The sequence below is a fragment of the Malacoplasma penetrans HF-2 genome (assembly GCF_000011225.1).
Lineage (GTDB): Bacteria > Bacillota_I > Bacilli_A > Mycoplasmatales > Mycoplasmoidaceae > Malacoplasma > Malacoplasma penetrans.
The window spans coordinates 1,101,659-1,118,872 of record NC_004432.1 but is presented as its reverse complement, the minus strand read 5'-3'; the positions used below and the strand labels follow the sequence as shown (position 1 = coordinate 1,118,872).

The 17,214-nt window shown below is 26.6% G+C and carries 16 protein-coding genes and 1 tRNA gene; 13 read left to right on the top strand and 4 right to left on the bottom strand.

The window, feature by feature from the left end; genetic code table 4:
* Positions 1–67: 67 nt before the first annotated feature.
* From MYPE_RS04315 to MYPE_RS04275, 9 genes are all read left to right on the top strand, one after another.
* Positions 68–1,663 carry a hypothetical protein gene (locus MYPE_RS04315; RefSeq protein WP_011077660.1) on the top strand — a complete coding sequence of 532 codons (1,596 nt, stop codon included), beginning with the start codon at positions 68–70 and terminating at the stop codon, positions 1,661–1,663.
* A 175-nt stretch (positions 1,664–1,838) separates the two neighbouring features.
* Positions 1,839–3,275 carry a hypothetical protein gene (locus tag MYPE_RS04310; protein ID WP_160162153.1) on the top strand — a complete coding sequence of 479 codons (1,437 nt, stop codon included), beginning with the start codon at positions 1,839–1,841 and terminating at the stop codon, positions 3,273–3,275.
* 194 nt (positions 3,276–3,469) lie between these two features.
* A complete protein-coding gene (locus MYPE_RS04305) occupies positions 3,470–5,281 on the top strand; it encodes a cell division protein FtsZ (protein ID WP_229502218.1) in 1,812 nt (603 codons plus the stop codon).
* Between the two features lie 192 nt (positions 5,282–5,473).
* Positions 5,474–6,757, top strand: a complete 1,284-nt coding sequence (locus MYPE_RS04300; protein WP_011077657.1) for an RNA polymerase sigma factor — start codon at positions 5,474–5,476, stop codon at positions 6,755–6,757.
* Entirely contained in the window at positions 6,747–7,412 is a 666-nt protein-coding gene (locus MYPE_RS04295; protein ID WP_044891411.1) for a class I SAM-dependent methyltransferase, read from the top strand. The genes MYPE_RS04300 and MYPE_RS04295 overlap by 11 nt, the downstream gene beginning before the upstream one ends.
* Position 7,413: 1 nt before the next feature.
* Positions 7,414–8,175 carry a Nif3-like dinuclear metal center hexameric protein gene (locus tag MYPE_RS04290; RefSeq protein ID WP_011077655.1) on the top strand — a complete coding sequence of 254 codons (762 nt, stop codon included), beginning with the start codon at positions 7,414–7,416 and terminating at the stop codon, positions 8,173–8,175.
* A 14-nt stretch (positions 8,176–8,189) separates the two neighbouring features.
* Entirely contained in the window at positions 8,190–9,092 is a 903-nt protein-coding gene (gene pip, locus MYPE_RS04285) for a prolyl aminopeptidase (protein ID WP_011077654.1), read from the top strand.
* 31 nt (positions 9,093–9,123) lie between these two features.
* Positions 9,124–9,528, top strand: coding sequence for a hypothetical protein (locus MYPE_RS04280; protein WP_011077653.1), 405 nt, complete (start codon positions 9,124–9,126; stop codon positions 9,526–9,528).
* Between the two features lie 162 nt (positions 9,529–9,690).
* Positions 9,691–10,359, top strand: coding sequence for a hypothetical protein (locus MYPE_RS04275; RefSeq protein WP_011077652.1), 669 nt, complete (start codon positions 9,691–9,693; stop codon positions 10,357–10,359).
* A 136-nt stretch (positions 10,360–10,495) separates the two neighbouring features.
* Here MYPE_RS04275 and MYPE_RS04270 read toward each other — a convergent pair whose 3' ends face one another.
* The 4 genes from MYPE_RS04270 to MYPE_RS05470 form a co-directional block, all read right to left on the bottom strand.
* The gene (locus MYPE_RS04270) at positions 10,496–10,843 is read right to left on the bottom strand and encodes a hypothetical protein (RefSeq protein WP_011077651.1); all 348 of its coding nucleotides are present in this window, start codon (positions 10,841–10,843) and stop codon (positions 10,496–10,498) included.
* Positions 10,844–11,047: 204 nt separating this feature from the next.
* Entirely contained in the window at positions 11,048–11,380 is a 333-nt protein-coding gene (locus MYPE_RS05475; RefSeq protein ID WP_052270429.1) for a hypothetical protein, read from the bottom strand.
* A gap of 219 nt (positions 11,381–11,599) precedes the next feature.
* Positions 11,600–11,974 carry a hypothetical protein gene (locus MYPE_RS04260; protein ID WP_229502217.1) on the bottom strand — a complete coding sequence of 125 codons (375 nt, stop codon included), beginning with the start codon at positions 11,972–11,974 and terminating at the stop codon, positions 11,600–11,602.
* A gap of 220 nt (positions 11,975–12,194) precedes the next feature.
* Positions 12,195–12,545: a hypothetical protein gene (locus MYPE_RS05470; RefSeq protein ID WP_052270428.1), complete on the bottom strand. Its 351-nt coding sequence runs from the start codon at positions 12,543–12,545 to the stop codon at positions 12,195–12,197.
* A gap of 856 nt (positions 12,546–13,401) precedes the next feature.
* Here MYPE_RS05470 and mnmA point away from each other — a divergent pair.
* The 4 genes from mnmA to hsdR all read left to right on the top strand — a co-directional run bounded on the left by mnmA (position 13,402) and on the right by hsdR (position 17,214).
* The gene (gene mnmA, locus MYPE_RS04250) at positions 13,402–14,514 is read left to right on the top strand and encodes a tRNA 2-thiouridine(34) synthase MnmA (RefSeq protein ID WP_011077646.1); all 1,113 of its coding nucleotides are present in this window, start codon (positions 13,402–13,404) and stop codon (positions 14,512–14,514) included.
* A gap of 102 nt (positions 14,515–14,616) precedes the next feature.
* Positions 14,617–14,692 (top strand) — tRNA-His (locus MYPE_RS04245).
* 181 nt (positions 14,693–14,873) lie between these two features.
* A complete protein-coding gene (locus MYPE_RS05835; protein WP_011077645.1) occupies positions 14,874–15,395 on the top strand; it encodes a type I restriction enzyme HsdR N-terminal domain-containing protein in 522 nt (173 codons plus the stop codon).
* Entirely contained in the window at positions 15,295–17,214 is a 1,920-nt protein-coding gene (gene hsdR / locus MYPE_RS04240; RefSeq protein ID WP_407635188.1) for an EcoAI/FtnUII family type I restriction enzme subunit R, read from the top strand. The genes MYPE_RS05835 and hsdR overlap by 101 nt, the downstream gene beginning before the upstream one ends.

Here is a 17,214-nt window from a genome sequence, read left to right as displayed (position 1 = left end):
TATTTAGAAAATTAGGGTAGATAATAATTAATAAAAAATCTTTTTAAAAAAGAGAAATGAGTAGACTATGAACTACCAAAATAATAGATCTGTAAGAGATATTTATCCAGATGATTTAGAATATGGATATGATGATGGTTATGAATATGGGTATGAAGATTTAAACATACCTAATAACAATAAAAAACCTAGAAAGAATTTCTTTAAAAAACTTATAGTTGCAGGGTCTATATCTGCTTTAGTTGTTGGTGGTGTTGCTGCTGTTTCTTTTTCAATAGCTAATATTATAACTTCTAGATCAACTTCAAAAGATGATGTTAAAACAGGTGAACAAACAAGTTTAAGTTATAACACATCTTCATCTGCAAATTATTGAATCAGTCAAAGAACTGTATCTTTGCTATTTGGTTATTCTTATAGTTCTAGCAGTAATGGATTTCCACTACCATCTAGGAATGAAAGTGGAAGCACAGCTGGTACTGGATGAATTTATCAAGCTGATCAAAGTTCAAATACTTTTTATATTGCAACTAATTTACATGTGGCAAATATTTTAAGTTTTTTAGGACATAGTGTAACTTCATACTCTGAAGAAAGCAGTTCATATGTAACAAATACTTATAGTACTAGCAACTTTCAAGCATATGTTGGTATTGCAATCGGTTTAACAGAAAATGTTAATAATTACTCTAATACTATTGCATATTTTCCTGTTTCTAAACCAGAAGTTGTTTATACAACTACTAGTGATAGTAATTTTAATAATTTGTTCAATAAAACTATTAGTACTAGTTCTGCAAACTCACAAAATAGTGCATCTGCAAAAAATTATTATGGTGTTGGAAGAAGTACAACAAATGGGCAATCATTGGCAGAAAAATTTTATGGTGCTGTTGATATTGCAGTTTTAAAATATACTATTAATCCAAATACTTATACTACAAGTAGTGGTATTAGAAGTAATCAAAATGATAATTTAGATTCTTCTAGTAAAAGCACATATATTACTACTTTTAAAGATTGAATTTCAACTTACTTTAATAACCCCACAACAATTTATACAGACTATATAGACCAATTATCTAGTTTGAGTACTCAAAAACTTTATATGGCAGGATTTCCAGCATATAACTCTCAAACTCATGATACAGGTTCTTCATTATCTGATATTACTTGATTAGGGTTTTCTGATTTTACTGTAGCTACAAGTGTTAATGGAAGTAGTAATAGTTCTCTATCTACTTTAAATTATGATGGTAATGAATATCTTAGTAATAACAGTAGTAGTTATTTAAATAGCCCTATAGCTTTTTATTCTTCATCTAGTAGTGATTCTTCTAGTGGTTCTTCAACAACTAATGATTATACTGACTACAACTATATTAGTATTGGAGTATCTTCATATTTAGAAGCATCTAGTTTTTCTGGAAGTTCAGGATCTCCTGTAGTTATTCAAGATTCTAATGGATCTTTTAAAATTGCTGGAATTTATTGAGGTGGAGTTTACTTTGGGTCGTCATCTTCTTCTTATAAAAAAGGAATTATGACATGGTTTTCAACAAACAGTTATAAATTAGGAAGTAGTACTATTTCATATAATTTAACAACTTATATTAGTAGTGCCATTTCATCATCAAGTCCATCAACAAGTGAAACAGATTAATTTATTTTATTTTGTGTAGTTGATTAAATGCTCAAATAGTGTAACAATTTATTTAATAAATAATGAATCATGAAACAAAACAAATTAAATATTTATAGAAAGTTTCTATCAAACTTAAGTTTTTATAACAATAATGACTATAGTGATTTTGATGATTATTATGGTGATCAAGAATATGAAAATCAAGGTTATCAACAAAATCCTAAAATGAATTTTAATGATATCTTCAACAATAACAGGATTATGGAAATTGATGAAGAAGACTTCTTTAGAAAACCAAAAGCTAAATGAACTAAAAAGAAGAAGTTATGATTTTTTTGGTTTAATAGCAGCAGTTGGTGCAGTTACTATCTCTGGTGCTGGAGTTGGGATTTATTTTGTTATTAAGAAAAATAATACTTTGTATGATGCTAATGGTAATCCATTAGCTTATAACAAAAGTTCAAGTGCAACTAATTGAATTAGTCATAGAACTGTTTCTTTACTATTCCAATATGCTTATAGTGAAAATAGTGTAACTACTCCTGTTTTAAATTCTAGTAGTCCTTATCAAGCTGGGACTGGATGAATTTATCAAGCAGACCAAAGTTCAAATACTTTTTATATTGCAACAAATTTACATGTTGCTAACATTTTGAGTTTTATTGGCAAAAGTAATGTTCAGACAGTGGAGAGCAATACAAGGGGCACTTATTTTAGTTATAAAAACTATGCAGATTCTGTTAATGCATTTGTTGGAATAACGACAAGCGGTTCAAATAATTCAAAATATTCAAATGATATTGTCTATTTTCCTGTTACTACCCCTACTGTTACTTTTACTACAACTACAGATAGTGAATTTAAAAATAAATTTAATAGTACTGACAAACAATATTCTGGGAAGACAGCGGGCAATAGCAATACAAAATATAATGGTGCACAAGATATTGCTGTTTTAAAATATCAAATTGATCCTTCTTCATTAACTACTTCTGGGATGATGACTAATAAAAGTACAAATATTAATCAATCAACTAAAAATAGATATTTAAATACTTTTAAAGATTGGATTTCAAACTATTTTGAAAATCCCACTAATATTTATTCAGGTAATGTTGAAGATTTAGAAAATTTAAAAAATAGAAATTTATATATGGCTGGGTTTCCTTCATACAACAGAAGCAGTGGTGGCCAAGGAAGTTCATTATCAGATATTTCTTGGATTGCATTTTCAGGTTTCTCAACCTATGGAGATATTCAATTTCCCGCAAAGGCTTTTGTTAATGGAACAGACACACAATATTTACCAGTTTCTCTCCCAATTGCTTTTTATAATGATAGTAATAATTCGGATTACAAAGACTACAACTATGTAAGTATTGGGATTCAATCAATGATTAATGCATCAAGTTATGCAGGAAGTTCTGGGTCTCCTATAGTTATTCAGGATTCAAATGGTTCTTTCCAAATTGCAGGAATTTACTGGGGTGAAATTAGTAGTGGCACTGACTCAACTTTTTATAAAGGTTTAATGACTTGGTTTAACACTAGTGCTTATAAACTTAGTAATAGTTCAACAGTAAGTTACAGTTTAACAACTCAAATAAATTCCAAGATTAATACAAATTAAAACTTTAATTTTTAAAATTTAAATTTTATATAAAGTAGCAAAAAATAAACTTTATATAAAATTTTTATTTTTATTTTGTATACTTTTAGTTAAAAGATATTAAAATTAGTTATCGAATTTATTTAAATGTTTTATTTTTTAACTTAAATAGAATATTTAAATCAATAATTAAATACTTCGAGGTAAAAAATTATATGGCTAATAATAAAAATATTGTTGATAGAATTTTAGACTCAGTTAATGCTGATGAATATTTAAACAGAAAAAAAAGTTCTTTTAACAAAGAAAATTATTTATTACATGATGACAGAGAAGAAAGTAACTATAGAAACCCTAGAGATGCAAGAGAATCAGTAAGAGTTGAACATAGTACTACTCCTTTAGTTATTAAAAATGAAGATCAATATTATATTGATAACAATTCTGTAAGTAGAAAAAGTCAACAAGCTAAATCTATGCCTACAGTGGTTCAGCAACAAAACCCAGTAGCTAGAACTAATGCTGCTGAAGATGAAGAGCCAAAAATTAAAATTAAAAAAGAAATTAATATTTTACAAGAGATTAACAACTCTACATTGGTTCGTCTTCTATCTAATAGAGAAAAAACTTTCTCTAAATCTTTTAATGTAAAAATTATTGGTATTGGTGGTGCTGGTAACAATATTGTTAAATACATGGTTAACTCACGTGAATGACCAAGTTTTTGTAACATTATTGCATTAAACACTGACTATATTGCTTTAAGTAACTTAGGTGAAAATATGAAAGATATTTTCATTCTAGGTTCTGAAGAATTAAATGGTAATGGTTCAGGTGGTGATCCAGAAACTGGTAAAAGAGCAGCAGAAGCTGACATTGAAGTTTTAAAAACAATGTTAGAAGGTGTTGATGTTTTAATCTTAGTAGCAGGTCTTGGTAAAGGTACTGGAACTGGTGCAACTCCTGTAATTGCAAAAGCAGCTCAAGAGTTAGGAATTTTAACAATTGGTTTATTTAACCTTCCTTCAATTGGTGCAGAAGGTGAAAAGACTTACTCTAATGCTTTACTAGGTTTACAAAACTTAGCTTTATGTTGTAATGGTTTAACTACTGTTAACAATGACAAAATTATTAATGTAGACAAAGAAAAAATGTCTATTAAAAAAGCATATGAAAGTGCTAACAAGTACATCAAAACTATTGTTGAAGAAATTATTAACATTATTACAATGCCAAGTGACATTAATGTGGACTTTGCTGACGTTAGAAACTTCTTTGAAGATAAGAATGGATTCTTATTCATGAGAATTAATGTTACTGATTACACAAAAGATGGAATTAAAGATGCAATTGAAACTGGAATCAAAACAGGATTTAGTGATGTAAACATTAAAAATTCTGAAAAAGCATTAATTAACTTCAAGTTAAATGAAAATGTTCCAAGTTATGTTCTAGAAAATACTAGAAGTGCTTTAAAAGAAATTGTTGAATCTGGTAATGTTAACATTGTTCATGGTGTTGCTTATAATGACGTTTATGAAGATGCTGAAGTTAATATTCTATTAACAGGAAGTTTTGATATTAGTGATGTTCCATTAGTTGATATTCCTGAACCTAAGCTTGCTTCAACTGAATCTTCATATTTAGGTGGTGCTTCAAATTCTACTAATTCAGTTTATGAAACATTAAAAGAAATGGATTCAAATAGAAACCAAGAAAGTTTATGAAGTGATTCATTAGATAACACTAATGTTCAAAATTCATACCCTAGTACTGCTAAAGTTTTAGGTTTACCAGATGATGATACTGATGATGTTTCTTATGTTAGAGATAGACAACAACCTTCATCAACTTCAAGATTTTCTCAAGAATATGGTTCTGCTAGATACAATAGTCAAAACCAAGGTTACAATAGACCTAGTAGTAGATACTATGATGATGAAGATAGTTATTACTCTTCAAGAAGAACCCCAGCTCCTAAAAAGAAAAGATCATTGTTTGATAGAATTTTTAGAAGAAATAAATAAGTTTAATTAAAATTAAAATAACAAATATTTACTTTTATAAGGTATTTGTTATTTTATTTCTTATAAATAATTAGACAAATTTCATTATAATATTTATAAATTTGCTTTTGTGAATAATAATTTAAAGCTATCTAAAAGTAAAAATTAATATTTACAAAATTCAATAATTTTTTTAAATCACAAGAGGGTCATATGAAATTAAAATTAGGTAGAAAAGACAAAACTGAAAAGAAAGAAGTGAAAGGTACTTTAAATCAAGATTTTATTAGCAGTGGGATTCTTGAAGGTAATCTTCAAAAGAATATTAATAGAGATGATTTAGTAACTGCAAAAAAGAAATTTATTAAAGAACTTTCATCTAAAAAAAGAAAAAAGAATAAGGTTGTAGCTGAAGAAATTTTAATTTACTTTGATAGATTTGACTTAACAAATGATGATTATTTAGAAATTTTTGACTGACTAAAACAAGAGGGTATTGAAATTGATAGAAACCCTTTTACTTCTAACAATAGTGATGACATAAAAGAATTAAAATCAAATGTAGCTAGTAAAATTGACTACATTGTTCATGATGTTACAACTCCAATGAGTTCTACTAGAGATAAAGTAGACGATGGAATTAAGTCATTTTTAAATGTTTTAGGTTCATCTAAAATGTTAACTTCTCAAGAAGAACAAGAAATTGGGAAGATGCTTGATAGTGAAGATAAAACTATTAGAGAATATGCAATTAATCAATTAATGACTTCAAACTTAAGACTTGTAACTTCTATTGCTAAAAAATATTTAAACAGAGGTTTAGATTTAGAAGACTTATTACAAGAAGGTTCTTTAGGATTAATGAAAGCAATTACTAAATTTGATTACAAATTAGGTAATAAGTTTTCAACATATGCAACATGATGAATTAGACAAGCAATTACTAGAGCAATTGCTGATCAAGCAAGAACTATTAGAATTCCAGTTCATATGGTTGAAACTATTAATAAACTTTCAAAAGCTGAAAGACAATTAATGCAAGAATATGGAAGAGATCCAACTCCAGAAGAATTAGCAGATGCAATGGATGGAACAGCAGCTGGTTTTACTGCTAAAAAGATTTTAAATATTAAGAAATTAAATATTGACCCAGTTTCTCTTGATAAACCTGTTGGAAAAGATGAAGAATCTAAATTTGTTGACTTTGTAAAAGATGATGACAATTTAAACCCTGAACAATTTACTGAAAAAGAATTAATGGGTGAACACATTGATGACATTCTTAAAAAGTTCTTACAAGAAAAAGAAGAAGACATCATCAGAATGAGATATGGTTTACCTCCATACTCACATCCTATGACTCTTGAAGAAGTAGGAGAAAAATATGGAATTACTAGAGAAAGAGTAAGACAAATTGAGGCTAAAGCTCTTAGAAAAATCAAACACCCTTCTAAGTCTGGTATTTTAAAAGGCTTTAATGAAAATAATGACTTCTAATAGAATTCAATCAATTACGAATTTAATTAATAATGCAAAAATAGTAGTAGATGTTGGCTCTGATCATGCTAAACTCTCTACTATTTTGTCATCTAACAACAAAGCAGAAACTATTTATAATTTAGAAAAAAATGACAAGCCTTTTCTAAATTCTGTAAACAACACTAAAGGTTTTAAAAATATTATTAATATTAAGTCTGATGGTTTTGCTAACTTTGATTCAAATATTGAAATTGATTACTGCACAATTTCTGGAATGGGTGCTTTAACCATGATTGATATCTTGTGTAAATCTAGTAATAAGATTTCTAATATCATTTTGTGCCCTAATAACAATGAACATTTAATAAGACTTTTTGCTCATAATAATTTTTATAAAATTAAAAAAGATTTTATTGTTTTAGATAATGATATTTTTTACTCTGTTATTTGGCTAAGTAAAACAGATGGTATAAAGGCTTCTAAAAGTAAAAAGAATTTGTATTGTGGTAATTGAAAACTAAAAAGAGAAAATCTTTTATATAAAGAATTTTTAATTAATAAAATTAAGTTATTAAAGAATATTGATGATTTAAAAAGAAAAAATAAATCTAAATATAAAGAATTAAAAATTTATGAAAAAGAATTAAAAAAATTAGAAAAGAAAAAAGATTAAAATGACAGTTAAAGATTTCTATTATTTATTAGATAGTATTTATAAAATTGATTCTCAGGATGAATGAGATAATTCTGGAATATATGAATTTGGAAGTGATAATGTTCTTATAAACCCAATTCTTTCTCTTGATATTAATTTAGATGTTGTTGACTATGCAATTGAAAATAATTCAAATTTAATTCTTAGTCATCACCCTGTTTTTATAGATCCACTAGATCAAAAAAAGAAACATATTAAATCAATTTTTCAAAAGTTAGAAGAACATAATATTTCTGTAATTAGTTTACATACTTGCTTTGATAAAAACCCTAAAGGAACAACTTATCAAATTATAAAAAGACTTAAAGGTTTTAATATTTCACGTTCAAAAAAATCACCATACTTATTTTTTGGAGTTTCAAATAGTAAACTAACACTTGCTGATTTAGTTAAAAAAATAAAAAATAATTTGGAAATAGAATATGTTAATGTATTGTCTTCTAAATTAGATAAAAATAATAACAAACCTAAACATATTAAAATAGCAGCAGTTGGTGGTAGTGGATCAAGTGAAATTGAAACAATTATTAAAAAAGATAAAATTGATTTTTTCATTACTAGCGAAGTTAAATGACACTTATGAAATAAAAACAGTCAAGACTATTTTACTATTTTAGAAATTCCTCATTCTGTTGAAAAAGTTTTTATAAAGACAATTAAAGAGAAATTTAAAAATATTGAATTTTTAGAGTTTTATCCAAATAAAATTGAAATGTTATAGGAGGATAAATTAACATGTCATATTTTAAAGATGGATATATTCAATGTGATAATCACCAAATATATTACAAAGCCATGGGCAATCCTAATGGCATTCCTGTGGTGTTTTTACATGGTGGACCAGGTGGGGGAATTTCAGAAAAGTCTCATACATTCTTTGACTTAAATAAGTATTTTGTAATTTTATTTGATCAAAGAGGGTGTGGAAAAAGTAGACCTAAATTTAGTTTAGAAAACAATGACACTTTCTCTTTACTTAAAGATATTGAAAATATTAGAAACTATTTCCAAATAGATAAATGAATTGTTTTTGGTGGAAGCTGAGGAAGTACTCTATCTTTAGTTTATGCAATTAATTATCCTTATAGAGTTATTGCTCTTTTCTTAAGAGGAGTATTTCTAGGAACTAAAGAAGAGTGAGAGTGATTATATCAAAAAGGTAGTGACTCATTTTATAGTGAATACTTTGAGGTGTTTCAAAATTTTGTTCCTGAGCAATACAGAAACAATAACATTGAATATTACTATAAAGTACTTATAGGGAATGATTTGGAATTAAAAAAGAAAGCATCTTTTTTATGAGCTAACTGAGAAACAATAAATTGTACTTTAAACTTACCTAAAAAACTTGATAGTGACTTTGAAGACAACTATCAGATTTCATTACTTGAAGCACACTATGCATACAATAATTCTTTTTTAGAAGATAACTACATATTAAATAATGCAAATGTTATCAAAGATATCAAAACATATATTTTCCAAGGTAGATATGATTTGGTTTGTTTGCCAAAATATGCTTACTTACTTTCTAAACAATTAAATAATTGTGAAACAAATTTTGTTAAAGAGTCAGGCCACTCACCTTATGAAAAGAATATGTTCAGTATTATTAAAAAAACATTAGATGAGTTTTAATATAAAATAAGTTGATTAATAAGGATAGATAATGAATGAAGAAAAGATTAAAATAAAAGCAGATACTTACAAATCAATTTTTAAATTATCAGTGATTTGTTTACTTCTAATTATTTTTATTATTCCTTTTGCTGTATTTTCTATTTTGACTTTTTTAGATTATTTAAATATTGGATCAAAAGAAAATTTAACTTCATTTGTTTTATTAATTACTGTTTTATCTTTTTTAACTTTATTCTATGTACTATATGAAATTATTCTTTTTAAAAAGATCTATAAAAATAAAGAAATAGTTGATAAAAAATATAGTTTATTATCTTACTTAAATTTTATTTTTACTTTTATAACAATATTAATTCCTTTAATTTATTCAATTAAATCAATCCTTCAAATAAGTAAACCACAAGTTAATTTTTTTAAAAAGAAAAGTAATTAGTCAATATTTATGAATTGCTAAAGTTATTCTATTATGAAATAACTTTAGCAATTTTATTTGTCTTTGTTTACCTTTGCACTAATTGCATAGGCATATTAAATATTATAAAATTATTAGGTATTAGAAATAATATAGAACAAAAATAAAAAAAGGGGATATATTATGATTTTTAAAAAAATCAGAGATTTGCTTATCTCTTCATTAGTTATAGAAATTGTAGCTATTGCTTTAGGGCTTGCAGCTTTTTATAAAATAAAATCTGCTTTTGAATCTCAAAACATCTTTGAAGCAGTAGTAAACTCATATACTAACGACTATATTGCTTTAGGGTTATTAGGTGGATTTATAGTTTTATCTTTTATTGCTTTCTTCTTATTACCGGTAATAGCAGCATGTCAATATGGTTCTAAACTTGATGTTGCTCATAAAGGATTAAGAAACCTTACTGTTTTAACTACACCTGCTTCATTTGTGTTTTTACCACTTGTTGTTATCCTTTGACCATTACTAGTTTTATCAGGAATTATTAAATCTGATCTTTTATACAAAAGACACAGAGTAGTTAAAAATGCTAAAAACGATAACAAAGATGCAGTAAAACCACAACCTAGCAATTCAGGTAATGTAGTTGATTTAACAGCTAAAGAAGAACAAGTAGAACAACCACAAAATGGAATGAATGGTCCAATTCCAGTTGGTCCAAACGGAATGCCAAGACCTGTTCCATCAAATACAGGAGTTTATAGACCTGGGCAAGGAGCTGGTTTAAGACCAAGTTCTCCAAACACTATTTATGTTAGAGATCCAAATGGATTTCAAAGAAAAATTTAATTTATAAGCAAAGCACAAATATTAAATACTCTTTTAAAAAGAGTATTTTTTTTGTTTATTAAAATAAAAAACCAGATTTTTCAATCCAGCTTTTCAAATTTAGTAATTGGTTTTTCTATGGTTATTTAATATTTAATTATTGAGCAAGTTTTAATTCCTTTTGAATAGTAGGACAAGCTTTGATTGCTGCAATATCTGCTTTAACTTCAACCATATCGGTTTTCAGTTGAGTGACATCAACTTTTAGTTGAGCAACATCAGCTTTTAGCTCTGAAATATCAGTTCTAAACTCTGTTCTCATTTCTTTAAGTTCTTTATAAACTAAAGCTAAAGTGATTTTTTCGCTCATATCTTGCTCCAATTCAAATTTCACAAAAACTGAACCTGCTTTTTTATCTTCATTAATTGAAGATCTTCAAATTCAACATTTGTAACTTTTTTTGCTAAATCTACTACTAATTTTAGCATATAGGGTTTTAACCATTTATACTTACCACTATAAAAACCTATAAGTTAGATTTATCATATTCAATCTTTGATTTTAAACATTTATACTTGCAACTATATAAGACCATTAGTTTAATAAAAGAATAATTAGATATTTTCTTGGTGATAATAAAAAAACCGGATTTTGAAATCCAGCTTTTCAAATTTAGTAATTGTTTTTCTATGATTATTTAATATTTAATTATTGAGCAATTTTTAATTCCTTTTGAATAGTAGGGCAAGCTTTGATTGCTGCGACATCAACTTTTAGTTGAGCAACATCAGTTTTTAGCTCAGCTACATCAACTTTCAGTTGAGCAACATCAGTTTTTAGTTCTGAAATATCAGTTCTAAATTCTGTTCTCATTTCTTTAAGTTCTTTATAAACTAAAGCTAAAGTGATTTTTTCGCTCATGTCTTGCTCCAATTCAAATTTCACAAAAACTGAACCTGCTTTTTTATCTTCATTTAATTGAAGATCTTCAAATTCAACATTTGTAACTTTTTTTGCTAAATCTACTACTAATTTTAGCATATGGGTTTTAACCATTTATACTTACGACTATAAAAACCTATAAGTTAGATTTAGCATATTCAATCTTTGATTTTAAACATTTATACTTGCAACTGTTTAAGACCATTAGTTCAATAAAAGAATAATTATATATTTTGTTAGTGATAATAAAAAAACCGGATTTTGAAATCCAGCTTTTCAAATTTAGTAATTGTTTTTCTATGATTATTTAATATTTAATTATTGAGCAATTTTTAATTCCTTTTGAATAGTAGGGCAAGCTTTGATTGCTGCCACATCAACTTTTAGTTGAGCAACATCAGTTTTTAACTCAGTTACATCAACTTTCAGTTGAGCAACATCAGTTTTTAACTCAGCTACATCAACTTTCAATTGAGCAACATCAGTTTTTAGTTCTGAAATATCAGTTCTAAATTCTGTTCTCATTTCTTTAAGTTCTTTATAAACTAAAGCTAAAGTGATTTTTTCACTCATATCTTGCTCCAATTCAAATTTCACAAAAACTGAACCTGCTTTTTTATCTTCATTTAATTGAAGATCTTCAAATTCAACATTTGTAACTTTTTTTGCTAAATCTACTACTAATTTTAGCATATGGGTTTTAACCATTTATACTTACCACTATATAAAACCTATAAGTTAGATTTATCATATTCAATCTTTGATTTTAAACGTTTATACTTGCAACTATATAAAACCATTAGTTCAATAAAAGAATAATTATATATTTTGTTAGTGATAATAAAAAAACCGGATTTTGAAATCCAGCTTTTCAAATTTAGTAATTGTTTTTCTATGATTATTTAATATTTAATTATTGAGCAAGTTTTAATTCCTTTTGAATAGTAGGGCAAGCTTTGATTGCTGCCACATCAACTTTTAGTTGAGCAACATCAGTTTTTAGCTCAGCTACATCAACTTTCAGTTGAGCAACATCAGTTTTTAGTTCTGAAATATCAGTTCTAAATTCTGTTCTCATTTCTTTAAGTTCTTTATAAACTAAAGCTAAAGTGATTTTTTCGCTCATGTCTTGCTCCAATTCAAATTTCACAAAAACTGAACCTGCTTTTTTATCTTCATTTAATTGAAGATCTTCAAATTCAACATTTGTAACTTTTTTTGCTAAATCTACTACTAATTTTAGCATATCCTTATTTTTATTCATTAAAGTACCTCCTAATTTATTTCGTGTTTTTGAAAGAATAATAAGATGACATTGCATTTAAGCAATATACAATAAATTAAATTATTAATTTTGTAATAATAATCATCTATTACTAAATTTTTTTGGATAGATCAACTATCCACAAATAATTTTATTTAGTTAGTGAAAATTTTTTCTTTCCTAATTCTTTCCAAAATCTTCACTAAATCTTTCCAATTTCTTTCTTTTTTCTTCACCAATTCTTATATTTTTTAATAAGTAAAAAACTTTTAAAATAAAGAAAATATAAAAAATTATTAAAATTTTTTTAATTTTTTTTAAAAATTTAAAAAAACGTGCTCTAATTATATTGCGCGATAAGGTTTAAAATTATTTGAACTAGATGTTGCGCTTTTCGCTAATTTTTATTTTTAGTCAAAAGAATAAAAAGCTAAGTAACCTGATGACTTAGTGGCTGATGATTTAAAAGAATAATTAGTTAATGAATGATTTAAAACTATGGATTGATGATTCGCTGATTCTGTGTCGGGCAGAGTTGGTGTCATATAATGGTTATTGAACATAAAGACTATTCTTGGCCGGATAAACCTTTATGGGATATGATTAAAAATGATAAGGGCCACCTGATGAGTCATGAAGTAGGGTTATTAAGTTTGTTGATTACTTGTTTAATTAAAGATTCTGCATATTCATAATACATGCTTTAAACTTTTTAGTGAAATTTCAGCGATATCTATATTTAGATGATTGGTATTGTGCAAAAGTTACCTAGAATGGTAGCAAAAGTGAGTAGATTTAGATACACTCTTTGGGATAAAGAGTGTATCTTTTATTTTTATGTTATATTTATTTAGATATGAAAAAAGTAATTGTAGGAATTTCAGGTGGTGTAGATTCTTCAGTATCTGCATATTTATTAAAGCTTAGAGGATATGATGTAATGGGTGTTTTCATGCAAAACTGAGACCCATACATTAATAAAGAATCTAATAATGATGCTATCAAAAGCAAACTAGATACTTGTGAAGCTGAATATGATTATCAAATAGCAAGTAAAGTTTGTCAAAGATTAGGAATTAAACTTGAAAGAATAAATTTTATTAAAGAATACTGAGATATGGTGTTTGAACCATTTTTAGATGAATATAAAAAAGGGTTAACACCAAATCCAGATATTTTATGTAATAAATATATTAAGTTTGGAGCATTTCATAAATATTGCTTTGAAAATTTTGATTGTGATTATATAGCAACTGGACATTATGCAGATGTAAGGTTTAATCAAGCAAATAATATTTATGAATTGCTAGAAGCAAAAGATATAGAAAAAGATCAAACATATTTTTTATGTTCTTTAAATCAGTCACAATTATCTAAATCTATTTTTCCTTTAGCAGATTTAACTAAAAAAGAAGTTAGAGAAATAGCTAATAAAATAGGCTTAGATAATTGGGATAAAAAAGACTCAACTGGTATTTGTTTTATTGGGGAAAGAAACTTTAAAAACTTTTTACATAACTACATAGATAAAAAACCTGGAAAGATTATTGATATTGATACTTCAAAAGAAGTAGGAACCCATGAAGGAATCCACTTCTATACAATAGGACAAAGAAAAGGATTGAATTTAGGTGGTAATAGTTCAAGATACTTTGTTTGTAAAAAAGATATATCTAATAATATTTTGTATGTAACTTCTAATGAATCAAAACTTAAGAACTTAAGTTCAGTAGTTGCAACTTGTAGTTATTTTAATTGGATTGGTTATGTTCCAAATAATAACAAAGTTGAAATTAGAATTAGACATAGTAAGAACAAAATTAATGGACACTTTAAAATCTTAAAAGATAATGTAGTTCAATTTGAGTTTGATTCACCTGAAGTTATCTCTCCTGGTCAATATATAGTAGCTTATCAAAAGGGAGTTTGTTTAGGTGGTGGTCCAATAAAAGATAATATTAATGAATAATCAATATTATCTTTTAAATATTAAAAAATTATACATAATCAATTAATTTATTAATAAACCTTATTTAAAAAGGTTAATAATTATGTATAATTTTTAAGTATGGCGGTTATGGTGAAGCGGCTAACACATCTGACTGTGACTCAGACACACGCGGGTTCAATTCCCGTTAACCGCCCCATTTATATTTTTTATGAGATTCCGGCACTTCATATGGGTGCCGGAATCTTTTTTATTTTATGAATGGGTGTGAATGGTTGGTTTGTAAAAATAATTAAAAATGAAAATCAAATTAGTAAGTCTTTTATTAAAATTAAAAGTAGTGAAAATTTCTAAATATATCTATTTTATGGAGTTAACAAATGAGTGGTTCTAAAACAAAACTAAATGAAGAAGAAGTTAAATACAACTATATTACACCAGCACTTGAAAAAGCTGGATGATTGAAAAACCAAATTAGAATGGAATATTTAACTAAAGGGAAAATCATAATTCATGAAGGAAAAGCAAAAAGAGAAAACCCTAAAAAAGCAGACTATGTTCTTTTTTATAAAGACAACTTACCTTTAGCTGTAGTCGAAGCAAAAAGCGGATCTTATTCTATAAGTTATGGTATGCAGCAAGCAAAAGATTATGCAGAAAGATTAAATATTAGATTTGCTTTTAGCTCTAATGGTAAAGGTTTTTCATTTTGTGATTTAGAAAAAGGAACTGAAGTTATTATTCCAATGGACAATTTTCCTTCACCTGAGGAACTATATAACAAAAAATATAAAGAAGAATTTGAGTTATTCCCAAATCTTAAAAAAATTATTGAAACTCAATATCATTCTGGTGAAGAAACACCATCCACCACGTTACTATCAAAGAGTTGCAATAAATAAAACAGTTGAAGAAGTTGCTAAAGGTAAGAATAAATTGTTATTAGTTTTAGCTACTGGAACAGGTAAAACTTATGTTGCTTTCCAAATAATTTGGCGTTTGTGGAAATCGGGAATAAAAAAGAAAATCTTATATTTAGCAGATAGAAATATTTTGATAGACCAAACTATTGCTGGAGACTTTAAACCTTTTAAAAATAGTTTATATAAAATTGAAAAAAGAAATATGGACACTTCTTATCAAATTTACTTATCTTTATACCAACAATTAAGTGAATCGAATGAAGAAGATAATTTAGAACTTTTGAAACGAAGTTTTAAGCCTGATTTTTTTGATTTAATAATTGTTGATGAATGTCATAGAGGAAGTGCGAGAAATGATTCTAATTGAAGAAAAATATTAGAATATTTTGATTCTGCTACAAAAATTGGTATGACTGCTACCCCAAAAGAAACTAGTGAAATATCAAATATAGATTATTTTGGAGAACCTATTTATACTTACTCACTTAAAGATGGGATAAATGATGGCTACTTAGCTCCATTTGAAGTTATTAGATTTAATACAAATATTGACAGTTTTGGTTATAGACCTGAAAAAGGTAAATTGGATGTAGAGGGAAATTTGGTAGAAGATAGGTTCTATAATCCTAGAGATATTAATACAAAAATTGTTATAGAAGAAAGAGATAAATTGGTAGCCAAGTGTATAACAGATTTTTTGAAGAAAACAGATAGAAATAAAAAAACAATAGTTTTTTGTGTGGATATTGAACACGCTGAAAGAATGCGTAGAGCTTTAGCGAATGAAAACTCAGATTTATGTGCAAAAGATAGCAGGTATGTAATGCGTATAACTGGTGATGAATCAACAGGAAAAGGAGAATCGGAAAATTTTTGTGATGATGATTTAGACTACCCAACAATTGTTACAACTTCAAAATTGTTAACTACTGGTGTTAATTGCAGAACATGTAAAGTTATTGTTTTGGACAACAATTTTGGCGAAAATGGCATGACTGAATTTAAACAAATTATAGGGAGAGGGACTAGAATTCAAGAAGATAAAAATAAGTTATATTTTACTATTCTTGATTTTAATGGGGCTTCTAGATTTTTTGCTGATGAAAAATTTAATGGTCCAGAAATAAAAAGCTTAGATTATGATTTAAAAGATTTTACAGGTGATGGTTTTACTTATAATTTTCCTGAAGATGAAATCGATGACACAGAAGATGGGATTGAAACAAGAAAGAAAATTTATGTTAATAGTGAAGAAGTAAAGCTAGTTTCTGAAATTAAACAATACTATGATGAAGAAGGTAAAATCATAACACAAGACTTTAAATTATTTGAAGTTGATGCGAGAGATTATATATTAAAAGAGTTTGGTCAATATAATGATTTTTTGAATTTTTGAAAGGATAAAGACAAAAGAGTAATAATCTTAAATGAATTGGAAAATAAAGGTTTTTTTATTAAAAAAATAAGAGAATTGTTTAATTCTGATTCTAGTGTTGATGATTTTGATTTACTTTGTAAAATTGCTTATGGAATGAAACCAATAACTAGAAAAGAAAGAGCAAACAAACCAAAAGTTATTGAAATTCTAGATCAACAACCTGAAGAAAGAAGAAAAATATTAGAAGTTTTATTGGAACAATATTCAAATGGTAATTTACAAGATTTTGCAGATGAAAATAATCTTAAATTGAAGGAGATTAATAATAAATGATCCATTATAGAGGTTATTGAAATTTTTGGTGGGAAAAATAATTATACTGATGCAGTAAATGATATCCACAATGCTTTATATAGTTAA